Raw genomic sequence first — 13,193 nt, 5'->3', positions numbered from 1 at the left:
ATCACCTTCCTTGCATTCTTTGAATAACGCTTCGCCACTTGCTTAAACGACCAGGATCTCCTAGAAGCTTATCGCGCCCTCGCTGTTTGGCTAACCAGAGTCCTGCACCATTAAAACCATAAACGGGGATTAAATCAGGTCGTTTTGAAGCGGGTAGAATATCGCTGATTAGATTATCTAAAATTAATGGCTCTGCCTCTGGTCTGGGATAATAAGCTAAAACCATGTGCGCACGATTAAGTTGAATTGACTTAACGTAAGTGATACGCAACGTTGACATAGGCACACCTAGGGCAAGCAAAGTAAAATATTTTGCAATTGAGAAATCTTCGCAATCCCCTGCGCCAGCAACAAGAAATTCTTCAGGGGTTTGCCAATAATCTTCAACACCTTGGTAATTATACTCATATTGAAATTTAAATTGATTAAAGAAATCGTTCGTCGCCTTTAATTTTTCCTGCAACGGTTTATTTCGGTAAGTTGAAAGCAAGTTTTGCCAAGCGTTAAAACGTTGCTTGATTCCCCCAGTATATTTTTGCTTTTCTTTATTAATTTTTTGAACAGAAACAAGCAAATTTTCTTGTGGATAAGTAACCCCAGAGACTATAAGCAAGCCCGCGATGAGCAGGCTTGCCAATAGATTAGATGATGATGTGCTTGGGTATTTCTTTATAAGTAGCCAATATCCCTGGTACATGAGCAACTTCCTTTAGTCTCTCCATCGCATTTGCAGCATGACCTCGATACTCGTAAGGACCGACAATAACATTGAAACAGTTATTATCAAGAAGCTCTATACAGGTAGCAAAGCCTAACGCTTTTAGGCGATTTGCTAGAGCTATAGCTTCTTCTTTTTTCACAAAGCGCCCAACTGAAACATACCAAATTTTTGGAGTGACCAGAGGCGGTGCACTTGTATTTTTATCGACAATTGCTTTAGTCAAGCGCACAGTATTCATATTCTTCACAGGATGGGCCAATATTAATCCTTGATCAGAATTATCAGGAAATGGGATGCGATCCATGGCCTTATTGAGTAAAATGTGAGTCTGCGCGGAGCTAAAGACATCGTTATTTACCACATTCACAGGTAATCTGAGTTTAAGATAAGAAAGCAATCTCCCCATACCATTGAGAATACGATAACGTCCATAAATCTCATCATTTTCTCCTCTAGCAAGGGCGATCTGTGCTTCATAGAATTCATTTTGGGAATCCAATAGGTCAAGTAGGGTTCTTTTGCTAACCTTAAACTGTTCGGAATAAGCTGTTCGCGTTTGCCTCGATGATTGTACATGTTGTCGTAAAGGCTTTAGCCTAAGTCCTGCTGCAGTCCAAGCATTCCATGATAGTCTTATGGATTCTTTCAGATCGATTAAAGCTCTGTTTTTTACCTCGTAGGCTTCTTGAACTTGATATGCTGTCTCACGAACATGTGCGTAATCAGAGCCGCCACGGAAAACGTTGTAAGTCATACGTATCATGGCTAATCGATCAGTATTGGGTCCAATAAGACCATCTAAGTTCTTATTTTGAGAAGCGCTCAAGACAAAATCGACCCGAGGATAATAAGTCGCCTGAGCAACCTCATATTGGGATTTGGCTTCTTTAACATCAGCATAGGTCGAACGAACGGTAGGATGATTATCTAGCCCCCTCTCTATGGCTTCACCTAAAGAGCGCGGTAATTCTTGATGAGTGGGGATTCGCGGCCAACGCAACTTCCCTGGCCATTTACCTACTACCTTCGCATAATTGATTCTTGCTTCTTGTAAATTCGCTTCCGCGCTAATTCTATTGGCTTCCGCCAAAGCCAAGCGCGCATCAGCCTGATCCACTTCGGCCTCACGGGAAAGCCCAGCCTCACTGCGCTCTTTAATCATAGAAAAAACGGAGCGATGTGCTTGCAGATTTACTACGGCATAGTGGTAGAGTTTTTCATGCAACAGGACAAGCAGGTAGCGATTAATAACTTCTAAAGCCAAATCTTCAGCCACCCCTTGTGTTTTTAAAGTCTGTGCCTGGCATAAAAACTTATTGCGCTTAAGCTCATTGGCTATTCCGCCACCGGCGAAAAGATTTTGACGAAATTCAATGTTAGATTCCGTGCGATTTAAAATGCGTACGCCTGGGCCATCAATCGCCTCTGTCGTGGGGTTTCTACTTCGTTCACGACCAAACCCAGCGGTCACATCAACGGTTGGGAAATAAGCACCCCTAGCGACTTTAACGGCTTGCTGCGCAGACAAGCCTTTTGCTGTTTCAAACAATACATCAGGATTAGAAATCATCCCATGCTGCACAGCTTCAGCTAGCGTTTCGGCAAAAACTGGAAAAGTTATCATCAGTCCGGTAAAAATAAAAAAACGCTTTATACTCATCTTTCCCTATATCTTAAATCCCAATCTCAATAAGTTAAAGGAAAGCCCCCATAACATCAACTATTTTTCCCATTATTTGTTAATATAGATACCTTTTTGAAATTAACATATTTTCGCCATGATGCAGCATGACAAACCGGCACTTTCCATCAGTCAACTTAATCGCCAAATTCGCTTGTGGTTGGAAAATGAGATAGGTGAAGTTACCGTTGTTGGAGAGTTATCAAATCTAACCAAACCCAATTCAGGCCATTTCTATTTTACTCTGAAAGATCCTGGCGCTCAGTTGCGCTGTGTATATTTTCGTAATCATCACTCACTAAACAGCAAACATTTCAAAGACGGACAACAGGTTCTAGCGACAGGACGATTGAGCGTCTATGAAGCTAGAGGGGATTATCAACTTATCGTCTATTCATTAACCGAGGCAGGCCTGGGAGAGCTTTATCGACAGTTCGAAGAATTAAAGGCCAAGCTACAAGTCCAAGGCCTGTTTGACTCCAATAGGAAAAAAATTATTCCTCGATTTCCTTCTGTGATTGGCGTGATTACTTCACCAACTGGTGCTGCATTGCACGATATTTTAACCACCTTGGCAAGACGTTACCCTTTAGCCCGCGTAAAAATCTATACAAGTGAGGTGCAAGGTAAGGATGCAGCACAACAACTTATTAAAGCCTTAAGTAAAGCAAACGAAGATAAAGACGCTGAGGTCTTAATTTTAGCGCGAGGCGGAGGTAGCATTGAAGATTTGTGGGCGTTTAATAATGAGCAATTGGCCTTAGCAATCAGCCAAAGCTCAATACCTATTGTATCTGGCATTGGACATGAAACCGATTTTACCATAGCCGATTTTGTCGCAGATTTAAGAGCAGCTACACCTACAGCTGCTGCTGAGGCTGTCACACCAAACCGCATTGATTTAGCAGCCTCACTAAAGGATCTTGAACAACGAGCTCTTTCTTCGATCACACGTTACACTCAGCATAAACAACTTTTGCTTTCCAATCGCATAGCTAAAATTTTATCCCCGCAACAACTCATTGCAAGGCACTGGCAAACCCTTGACTTCTTAGAACGTCAACTTTATCAGTGCATGCAAAGTTTGCTATATCAAAAGAAAAATACCCTTCATTTATTCATAACCAAACTTCAGGGTAAAAATCCAAAAGCCCTGTTGCAACATTCTGAGATCAAAATCCGTGGGATAGAACAGCAATTAATTCAACACATTAAAAACAAATTATCTGAATTAAAACAGACGTTTACAACACGACTAGCCACATTGCATGCTGTCAGCCCATTAGCTACACTGGAAAGAGGCTATGCTATTGCAACCATTAACAATAACATTATTTTCAGCAGCACTCAGGTAGAAAAAGGCAATATTATCAATGTGCGTCTTGCTCAAGGACGCTTGGATTGTGAAGTGAGCGATATTAAGGAATAAAGGTCATGAAGGATTGGATGAAATGGGTAGGATGTATGACGTCGTTGTTATTTCTATGGGGAAATAGTCTCATTGCTACAGCGAATGTTCTGCCTGAAAATCACTCTGTGAACGGAGGAGTGACCATTATCCCCATCGATCTCAAACAAAAACCTGAAGTCTATTATGACAATAAAAAAATTGTGGTTCTCCCTAGCTCTAGACCCAACCAATGGTTATTAGTCGTTGGCATCCCTTTAGATAAGAATGAGTCGATTCAGAATCTCATCATGACCAAGCCCTACCAAATGACCATTCCCTTTCATGTCAGTAATAAATTCTACGCCACACAATCGTTAACCATTGGGAATCAGCGCTTAGTTGACCCTTACACAGAAGATAAGATACGCATTGACGAAGAAAACAAAGAGATGGCGCTTTTATATGCTCAATTTACCCCAACAGATCCCTTTGCAGAGGGATTTAAAGCACCCAGTCATGGACCCATCAGTGGACTCTTTGGCTTAAAACGCGTGTTTAATAATCAACCTCGTCCACCTCATTCTGGTTTAGATATCGCGGCTCCCGAAGATACACCCGTTCGAGTGATTACCAAAGGTAATGTCATAAGCACAAAGGAATATTTCTTTACAGGGAACACCGTGATTGTCGATCACGGCATGGGCGTTTTCTCCCTCTATGCTCATCTTAAACGGATTGATGTGAAGGTAGGGGATCACGTCAAACAGGGTGATCAGATTGGCACTGTAGGCAAAACGGGCCGTGCAACAGGACCTCATTTGCACTGGTCGATGATAATGAATCAAACCCTAGTGGACCCTCTTCTTTTTGTCCCTGTACGTGTAATTACTGCAAGCACCAGCGTTCCAAAAACACTTCCGCAAGCAGCGCAAAAACCTACTCCTTGATTATAGGGTTAACAGACCATGCTTGAAGAATTATATACGAGTTTGGCACTCATCATCAGACAAACCCAAGCCAACATGAATACTCTCATTATTATCTTGGGGATAGTGTGGCTGGTCTATTTCATCAATATTTTTGTTAATAATCGCTTGTATTATTTAGGTATTATTCCTAGACGTGTCTATGGACTCCCAGGAATCATTTTTTCTCCATTCTTACATGCAAATTTTAATCATCTTTTTTTTAACTCTATTCCCCTACTCGTATTGAGTAATTTTATATTGATAAATGGATTAAGTTATTTTTTATGGGTGACCTTAAGCATCACCCTCCTTAGTGGATTCTTGATTTGGTGTTTTGCGAAACCAGGTATTCATATTGGTGCTAGCGCATTAATCACGGGGTATTGGGGTGTATTAGTTAGCGATATTTACCAACAAGGCAGTGTAACTGCCATTATTTTAGGTCTTATTAGCCTTTATTATTTTGCCGGTATCTTTCTTGGAATTTTTCCTGGAGAAAAAGGAGTTTCCTGGGAGGGCCATCTGTTCGGATTACTGGCAGGGCTAGTGACCAGCTACTTTCTTTAGAGCTCAAATTCAGTGCCTAATTGCCTTTCCTTTGCATTCCAATACACAGCTTGGGCAATGCTGATATCCTGAATTGCAAGTCCCACTGATTTAAAAACAGTTAACCTTTTCTTATAGTAAGGGGAGGCGTGTTTCGATATGACTTTTCCTAATTCTTTAAGACTGGTTTTTTTGAGCACTTTATTTCTAATCGCATGAATGATCTCCCCTGCTTCCGCAAGGGCTGCGCTTTTCTGATCAACAATCACTGAAGCGTTGGCTAACACATCATTAGCAATTTCACGCATGTCTTTTGTATGAGAACCTATAGCATTAATATGAACATTAGGCTTGATATGTTTTAAGTGAATGAGAGGTTCTGTACTTGCTGTTGCCGTACAAATGATATCCGCATCCTTTATTGCTGTTTCCAGTTTTTTGTAGGTCTTAACTTCAAAATGATTTTGTATTGTCTCTGCAAGAGTATTCGCTCTTTCCTTATTACGAGACCAAATGGAAACTTGCTCAATATTTCTTACTGCTGCAATGGCTTCCAGCTGAGTGGCAGCTTGAGCACCAGCCCCGATAATCGCAACATGTTTAGCATTCTCATCACTAAGAAATTTAGTCGCTAACCCTGACACTGCACCTGTCCTAAGTGCGGTGAGATAAGCCCCCTCCATAAGCGCCTCTACTTTTCCCGTCTTTGCATCTAAAAGTAAAATAACCCCTTGAACACTATGTAAATTCTTTTTTAGATTATTGGGGAAGATTGAAACTACTTTTAAGCCTAATGCACCCTGCTCTGGTAAATAAGCTGGCATACTTAAAGTTAGGGCATTTTCCTTAAATACAGGAATAGGCGTCCTCAAGGGCATGATGACTTCTCTCCTGGCCAATTGTTTAAAGGCCTCTTCCATAACATCTATCGCTTCTTTCATAGTGATGCAGCGCTTAATATCTTCCAGCCTTAATAATGTTAACGCCATTTTTGCTACTCCAATGCCTAAAAACGTGTGTAATTCTTCTTATAACATTTTAATCAGATTCAGACCCATATATACTGTTTAAGCGTTTTTATTCATAACCTTAAGGAAAACATTATGAAAATGAAAACCTTTATTGGCCTCGTTGCCACTTTTTCATTAGTTACAGCCACAGCGAACGCTAATTGGGTCTGTAATATTGCTAACAAGCGTGGTCAACATTGGACCTTTACTGCCCCTGATCAGGCTGGTGCTGAAACAATGGCAAAAAATGCCTGTGATGCCAACAGCATTAACCCGGAGAACTGCAATCCAACTTGCTATGATAATGGTGTAGCAGCCGGCCGTTGGCACTGTGTAGTAAGTAACTTAAAAGGTCAACATTGGTCATTTACTGCTCCAACCCAAGATCAAGCCTCTGCTTTAGCTAAAAACGCTTGTGATGCAAACAGCATTAATCCTAACAACTGTAATCCTTCCTGTCTTCCTGAATAATGGCGTTGCCGTTGGTTGATTGTTGGGCCTTGGCCCAATCAACCAACATGGAACTGTTTTATCGTATACTTTGTAGTATACTCTGCGCCTTAAAATTTTACAGTATGCGTTAGCTTCACATGGTCAAGCTTATATTCAATCCACCTCAAATTGCAAAGAAACAAACATGGGGCCAATTACATGGCTGTAGTCTCCCATTAGCGCTGGCTGAGTTTTGTCAACAAAGGCCAGGTATTAATCTGATAATTGCTCCGGATAATCTGACAGCCGGACAACTTCTAGCTGAAATAAGTTTTTTCATGGGTACTAGGGAGAATGCTCCAGAACTGCTATTTTTTCCTGATTGGGAAACATTACCCTATGACCAGTTTTCACCTCACCAAGACATTATTTCCGAACGGTTAGCAGCGCTTAGTCGTCTACAACAAGTATCAAATGCAATCGTCATTAGTTCGGCAAGCACTCTCATGCATCGCCTTTGTCCGCCGCAGTTTTTGCATCATCATGCCTTGCTGCTAAAGGAAGGACAAACGCTCCACTTAGACCACTTCAGACATCAATTGCAGCAAGCGGGTTATTACTGCGTGAATAAAGTCTTAGAGCATGGTGAATTTGCAATTCGCGGTGCTATCATTGATGTCTATCCCATGGGAAGTACCGCCCCTTTTCGCATCGAATTATTTGATGATGTCATAGACAGCTTACGTGAATTTGATACCGAATCGCAGCGAACAACCGCAAAGATTAATGAAATTCATCTTCTACCAGCACGAGAATTCCCTCTTAATGAACAAAGTATCACTTTGTTTCGTCGCGCCTTCAGGGAACAGTTTGCCGGGAATCCAAGTCAATGTCCTGTTTATGAAGCAGTAAGTGAGGGACAATTTCCTTCAGGTATCGAATACTATTTACCACTATTCTTTGAGAAAACAGCAACCTTTTTCGACTATTTGCCACCCGATGTCAATATTTGTTTAATTGAAAATATTCAGGAGCAGGCCGAACAATTCTGGAGTGAAGTCACTACACGCTACGAGCAACGAAGCTACGATATTACCCGACCTATTCTTAAGCCTAATCATTGCTTTTTAACCCCAACAGAATTATTAACCCATGCCAATGAATATCAGCAACTTCGCTGTTACCATGAACCCGTTGAGAAAAAAGGAGCGGTATTTAATTTCAATATTTGTAAGGCGCCTTCTCTGCCGCTAGAACGCCAAACCGAACAGCCTCTAACTAAACTTAGTACTTATCTAAATGATAAGCAGAAGCGTTTTCTCATCATTGTAGAAAGCGCGGGCAGAAGAGAAGTCTTATTGGATTTACTTAAACAAGCTTCTATTACCCCTAAAATCCAAAGCTCCTGGCAGGATTTTCTTCATGATAATACGGCGATCAATATCACAACCGGTCCGGTCATTTATGGTACGGAATTAGTCGATCAACAAATCGCTATCATCGTAGAAGCACAATTGTTTGGTGAGCAAATTATACCGCAACGTCGTAGCACCCAAAAAGCGATCGACCCCGATCTCATTATTCGTGACCTCGCTGAACTAAGAATAGATACCCCTGTTGTTCATTTACAATTTGGGGTTGGCCGTTACAAAGGTCTTAAAACTCTAGAAAGCAATGGCATGGCAAATGAGTTTCTCGTACTCGCTTACGCCGGTGACGATAAAATTTATGTTCCTGTTACCTCCCTGCATTTTATCAGTCGTTATACAGGCATGGACAGTGAGAATGCCCCCCTGCATAAATTAGGTTCTGATCAATGGCAAAAAGAGAAGAAAAAAGCGGTAGAGAAAATACACGATGTAGCTGCACAATTACTGGAAGTATATGCAAAGCGAGAAGCAAAACCTGGTTATGTCTACCAATTTCACGCTGGTGATTACCAACGCTTTGCTAGCGGCTTTCCTTTTGCTGAAACGCCAGATCAATTAAGCGCTATTGAACAAATCATTAAAGACATGAAATCACCCCGTCCCATGGACAGACTTATTTGTGGTGATGTTGGTTTCGGCAAAACAGAAGTGGCGATGCGAGCCGCCTTTATTGCTGTACAAAACAGTAAACAAGTTTGCGTATTGGTGCCAACTACTCTTCTGGCCGCCCAACATTTTGAAACCTTCCGCGATCGCTTCGCTGAGTTCCCCATCAATATCGAATTGTTATCACGATTTCGCAGTAGCAAAGAGTCGGAAAAGGTCATTCAATCTCTAAAAAATGGCCAAGTGGATATTGTTATTGGGACTCACAAACTTTTTTCTAAAGACATTGAGTTTAAGAATTTGGGTTTACTGATCATTGATGAGGAACATCGCTTCGGGGTGAAACAAAAAGAATATATTAAATCATTACGCACCCATATTGATATTTTATCCATGACAGCCACCCCCATTCCCAGAACATTAAATATGGCTATGGCAGGCATAAGGGACATTTCCCTGATAGCAACCCCTCCTGCCAAAAGGTTAGCCATTAAAACGTTTTGGCAAGAAAAGAATGATTTCATGTTGCGTGAGGCTATTTTACGGGAAATCTTACGTGGCGGTCAGGTGTATTTCCTTCACAACAATATACAGACCATTGAACGCATAGCCCAAGAGTTACAGACCTTAGTACCTGAGGCCAAAGTGCGTAGTGCGCATGGTCAGATGCGTGAACGCGAGTTAGAGCGCATCATGTCTGATTTTTATCATCACCGCTTTAATGTATTGGTATGCACAACAATCATTGAAACAGGTATCGACATACCTACAGCAAATACCATTATTATCGACCGCGCAGATAAATTTGGTCTAGCTCAGTTGCACCAATTACGAGGACGCGTGGGACGTTCTCATCACCAAGCTTACGCCTATTTGCTCACACCTAATGAGAAATTATTAACCTCTGATGCGGTTAAACGTCTTGAGGCTGTCGTGTCTTTAGAAGACCTAGGCGCAGGTTTTACTCTGGCTACACATGATTTAGAAATTCGTGGTGCAGGTGAACTATTAGGTGAAGAACAAAGCGGTAATATGCAGGCGATAGGTTTCACCCTCTTCATGGAAATGCTGGATAAAGCGGTGACCGATTTGAAAGCAGGTAAAACACCTGAGTTAGCCACACCAATGTACCAAGGACCTGAAATTGATTTACGCTTAAGTGCCATTCTGCCCGAGGACTACATTGCTGATATCCATACACGACTAATTATGTATAAACGGATTGCAAATGCGAAAAATAGGCAGCAATTACGCGATTTACAAATTGAAATGATTGACCGTTTTGGTATGCTTCCTCCTTCTGCCAAAAATCTTCTGCTTGTTACAGAACTCAAATTATTGGCAGAGAAGTTGGGTATCACTAAAATTAATGCTACTCAACAACAGGGAAAAATTGAGTTTGATGATAACCCAAACATTGATCCAGGCATTCTGATCAATCTTATCCAGGTACAGGCTAAGCGCTATCAGATGGATGGTCCCTCGCGCTTAAGGGTTGCTCTAGACAGCACTTCCGCTCAAGAGCGTATTCACGAGATGCAATCCTTACTCACGAAATTAGCTAATCGAGAGGTTGATTGGTAAGGACAATGATAAGCTTGGGAGACAACTTTGAGCTTGATATATAACCCAGTTCTATTTAAAGTATGAAATTTATAAATTTTGAACACTTAATATAACCATTTTCTTATGGGGTTTCCGTGTCTCCATTCACACAAATTACTCTTCCTAATCTTAAAAATGCCATTAAGAACAAACTTACCTTTCTTATCGATGCAGCTACACAAGACATCCCTCAAGATCCAGTTTTGGTAGCTTATCTTAATTACTCAGAAGTACGCTTAATGTCAAAAACGACATTAAGAGCATTGCATCAACAACTTATTGATGCTCGCAAGACTATCGATGAAGGCGCTGCAGATATAAGCGGGATCCGGATTGCCTTACAGCAACTGCAAGAAAGCGAACTCTCTGAGGTTGAGAAGTTTTATAGACGGATTTTATTAAATAGGACCGGTACCTCCAGCGAGGAAATATTAACGCAGTGTGAGGCACTACAGGTATTTGCGTTATTAGTTCTTACAGACCCAATAAGTTTTTTGCAATTCGTTCTGCCCATTGTCTCCCCTCCCTTTGCAGCCGCCGCAATACATCTGGCGAAACTATTCAGAAACTCTGATGCAACAGAGCCAGTGCCTACACCCGTATTATTTTGTATGGAAATGATATTTGAACAACAAGCAATCATTGAAGAAAATCGCAAAAAATTACTTCATAACGGGGTGGAATTAACCACTGATCAAATTTTGTGCCCATATACACGAAAAACCACGGTCGTTTCTACTTCCTTGTCCACTACAAAGAAAGCACAAGATTTTCTTGCCATATGCATTGCTCTCGCTAAATTAGCAAAGGTAGATGACTCAGATATTGACCAATTTTTACGCGCCAAGCCTGCAAATTATTTGCGAACAGCAAACAAAACATTACTACAATATGTACTCCTCCCACAAACCTTCTCTTTCACTGCCCAAGAGAAACAATTTTTGATTGATTTAGGCGTGGAAGAGGCCGCGAAACAAATTAGAATAGCTTATGACAAATGCTATAGCCATCTGTGGCGAGAAGATAATGATGCTAAAGCTAATACACTAGCAGTATTAATTGATTACAATAAACAAGATTGGTTCTCTCCAACACTTGGATTGTTTTTTACAGGTCATTGGAATCGTCATCATCACCAATTAGTCAGGCAAACGATAGAAGATATAAAAACCGGGAAATCGCTGTGCTTGGCTCTCCAGGAATTACGGACTGCGGCCACCAAACACCCGAATTTTAATATAGAAGGCTCCTTAATTAGGCGTTGTGAATTCATAGCTCATAAAGGGAAGATTGAGCTTAATCCTGTAAATCCCTCAGAGCCTAGAGTTGAAGGTATAGAGCCAGGGCCGCCCTAAGATCGTTTGATAAGCAATACAGTTAGAATGGACTTTTAACAGATATGTGGTTAATATCATGAAAAATAAATAAAAATCATAGAAAAAACGTCTCAGCACCAACTAAGATTAAGAATATTAAATCATTCGTATCTGAATAAAGCGCGCAAAAATCTGACTTAGATATATACTATAAACGAGGACAATTTAGTATAAGGTTTATTATTATGGACATGAAAAAATATATCTTATCATTTTCACTTTGTACCCTATTACTAAACCCACTCTATGCCACCACAGAAGAAGGTGAAGCAGCTTATAAAGAAAAACGCTATGAGAAAGCTTTCCTCCTGCTTTCAGAAGAAGCTGCCAAAGGTGATCCAAAAGCGCAATATCTGCTAGGTAAAATGTACTATCACGGCGAAGGTGTCACATATAACCCAGATAAGACCGAGCAATTATTACTCGCTGCAGCCAATCAGGGTAATGTCGATGCGCAAGTTCTGTTAGCCGGCTTTTATTGGTATCAGGAAACACCCGATGGCTATAGCAAGGCGCTTTCATGGTATGAGAAAGCAGCGGCTCAGAATAACGCTGATGCACAATATGCTTTGGGTTATATGTATGACCACGGCACTGGTGTCACACAAAATTATGATACTGCTATGTCCTGGTATAAAAAAGCTGCTGCACAAGGAAATTCTGAAGCAGCCTTGTCAATCGGATTTATGTATGACACAGGCACCGGTGTGGCAAAAGACTTGAATGAAGCCATTAAGTGGTATCGACAAGCCGCTGATATGGGGAACCCTGGTGCACTATATAATCTGGGCCTTTTGCACAAATTTGGTGAAGGTGTACCTAAAGACGAAGCCAAGGCATTTGAGTATTTCCAAAAAGGTGCAGATAAAGGGCATGCGAAATCTCAACTTGAAGTCGGCTATTTTTACGATACGGGTAAAGCAGGAAATACGGATTTACAAAAAGCCGCCTATTGGTATCAAAAAAGTGCAGATCAAGGTAATGCAAATGCCCAATTTAATATAGGAGATATGTATCTATACGGTGACGGTGTTACAAAAAACCTGGAGCAAGCCATCAGTTGGATACGTAAATCAGCGGAACAAGGCTATGGCAGAGCCCAAAATAAAATGGGGGTTTTTTATCGTGATGGCATCGGCGTAACAGCCAACCCGGTAGAAGCTTATGCGTGGTTTAGTGCCGCCGTTACTAATGGCTTTAATGACTCAAGTAAATATCGCGACGAACTTGAGAAATCATTAACTCCTGAACAGTTACAGCAAGGTAAAGACTTAGCTAAAAAATATTCAGAAGACTATAAGAAAGAACAATAACCCCGCTCCCGCCGCGCTATGCGCGCTAACTTCTCCCTCAAAGGGAGAGGTTGCATTTGTTCTCCTTTTCCTCCATGCTTTGTGCAGCGGCAGGTTGGGCCAAGGCCCATAGCCG

Annotated in this window: 10 protein-coding genes; 7 read left to right on the top strand and 3 right to left on the bottom strand. The window is 41.2% G+C overall.

The annotated features are described in order from the left end of the window. Position 1: 1 nt before the first annotated feature. Together CKV79_RS04305 and CKV79_RS04300 are read right to left on the bottom strand one after the other, a co-directional pair. Positions 2–697: a transglutaminase-like cysteine peptidase gene (locus tag CKV79_RS04305; RefSeq protein ID WP_065236341.1), complete on the bottom strand. Its 696-nt coding sequence runs from the start codon at positions 695–697 to the stop codon at positions 2–4. Beyond that, positions 642–2,381 (bottom strand): TolC family outer membrane protein, encoded by a 1,740-nt coding sequence (locus CKV79_RS04300; protein WP_095141720.1) that lies wholly within the window; start codon positions 2,379–2,381, stop codon positions 642–644. The genes CKV79_RS04305 and CKV79_RS04300 overlap by 56 nt, the downstream gene beginning before the upstream one ends. 121 nt (positions 2,382–2,502) lie before the next feature. Between CKV79_RS04300 and xseA the strand changes: the two genes are divergently transcribed. Genes xseA through CKV79_RS04285 form a run of 3 tightly spaced genes read left to right on the top strand, consistent with a single transcriptional unit; the run spans position 2,503 to position 5,327 of the window. Further along, the gene (xseA, locus tag CKV79_RS04295) at positions 2,503–3,831 is read left to right on the top strand and encodes an exodeoxyribonuclease VII large subunit (protein WP_028374055.1); all 1,329 of its coding nucleotides are present in this window, start codon (positions 2,503–2,505) and stop codon (positions 3,829–3,831) included. A 5-nt stretch (positions 3,832–3,836) separates the two neighbouring features. After that, positions 3,837–4,739, top strand: coding sequence for a M23 family metallopeptidase (locus tag CKV79_RS04290; protein ID WP_051546244.1), 903 nt, complete (start codon positions 3,837–3,839; stop codon positions 4,737–4,739). 18 nt (positions 4,740–4,757) lie between these two features. Then, positions 4,758–5,327: a rhomboid family intramembrane serine protease gene (locus CKV79_RS04285; RefSeq protein WP_028374056.1), complete on the top strand. Its 570-nt coding sequence runs from the start codon at positions 4,758–4,760 to the stop codon at positions 5,325–5,327. On the opposite strand, the gene CKV79_RS04280 is transcribed toward CKV79_RS04285, so the two are convergent. Next, a complete protein-coding gene (locus CKV79_RS04280) occupies positions 5,324–6,295 on the bottom strand; it encodes an ornithine cyclodeaminase family protein (protein WP_028374057.1) in 972 nt (323 codons plus the stop codon). The genes CKV79_RS04285 and CKV79_RS04280 overlap by 4 nt on opposite strands. A gap of 114 nt (positions 6,296–6,409) precedes the next feature. Between CKV79_RS04280 and CKV79_RS04275 the strand changes: the two genes are divergently transcribed. The 4 genes from CKV79_RS04275 to CKV79_RS04260 all read left to right on the top strand — a co-directional run bounded on the left by CKV79_RS04275 (position 6,410) and on the right by CKV79_RS04260 (position 13,078). Beyond that, positions 6,410–6,787 carry a hypothetical protein gene (locus CKV79_RS04275; protein WP_028374058.1) on the top strand — a complete coding sequence of 126 codons (378 nt, stop codon included), beginning with the start codon at positions 6,410–6,412 and terminating at the stop codon, positions 6,785–6,787. A 119-nt stretch (positions 6,788–6,906) separates the two neighbouring features. Beyond that, positions 6,907–10,368 carry a transcription-repair coupling factor gene (mfd, locus tag CKV79_RS04270; RefSeq protein WP_035916038.1) on the top strand — a complete coding sequence of 1,154 codons (3,462 nt, stop codon included), beginning with the start codon at positions 6,907–6,909 and terminating at the stop codon, positions 10,366–10,368. A 116-nt stretch (positions 10,369–10,484) separates the two neighbouring features. Next, on the top strand, positions 10,485–11,744 hold the full coding sequence (locus CKV79_RS04265; protein ID WP_028374060.1) for a DUF5617 domain-containing protein: 1,260 nt from the start codon (positions 10,485–10,487) through the stop codon (positions 11,742–11,744). 206 nt (positions 11,745–11,950) lie between these two features. Further along, positions 11,951–13,078, top strand: a complete 1,128-nt coding sequence (locus CKV79_RS04260) for a Sel1 repeat protein (protein WP_028374061.1) — start codon at positions 11,951–11,953, stop codon at positions 13,076–13,078. Positions 13,079–13,193 lie beyond the last annotated feature (115 nt).

It is taken from the genome of Legionella lansingensis (assembly GCF_900187355.1).
Lineage (GTDB): Bacteria > Pseudomonadota > Gammaproteobacteria > Legionellales > Legionellaceae > Tatlockia > Tatlockia lansingensis.
Note: the sequence above shows the minus strand (reverse complement) of the source record. Positions and strands in the feature narration are given on the sequence as shown.

What these genes read in the sequence shown, in the direction of transcription:
- CKV79_RS04305 (WP_065236341.1), bottom strand. Translation starts at nt 697, where the DNA reads ATGTACCAGGGATATTGGCTACTTATAAAGAAATACCCAAGCACATCA.
- CKV79_RS04300 (WP_095141720.1), bottom strand. Translation starts at nt 2,381, where the DNA reads ATGAGTATAAAGCGTTTTTTTATTTTTACCGGACTGATGATAACTTTT.
- CKV79_RS04290 (WP_051546244.1), top strand. Translation starts at nt 3,837, where the DNA reads ATGAAGGATTGGATGAAATGGGTAGGATGTATGACGTCGTTGTTATTT.
- xseA (WP_028374055.1), top strand. Translation starts at nt 2,503, where the DNA reads ATGCAGCATGACAAACCGGCACTTTCCATCAGTCAACTTAATCGCCAA.
- CKV79_RS04260 (WP_028374061.1), top strand. Translation starts at nt 11,951, where the DNA reads ATGGACATGAAAAAATATATCTTATCATTTTCACTTTGTACCCTATTA.
- CKV79_RS04280 (WP_028374057.1), bottom strand. Translation starts at nt 6,295, where the DNA reads ATGGCGTTAACATTATTAAGGCTGGAAGATATTAAGCGCTGCATCACT.
- mfd (WP_035916038.1), top strand. Translation starts at nt 6,907, where the DNA reads ATGGTCAAGCTTATATTCAATCCACCTCAAATTGCAAAGAAACAAACA.
- CKV79_RS04275 (WP_028374058.1), top strand. Translation starts at nt 6,410, where the DNA reads ATGAAAATGAAAACCTTTATTGGCCTCGTTGCCACTTTTTCATTAGTT.
- CKV79_RS04285 (WP_028374056.1), top strand. Translation starts at nt 4,758, where the DNA reads ATGCTTGAAGAATTATATACGAGTTTGGCACTCATCATCAGACAAACC.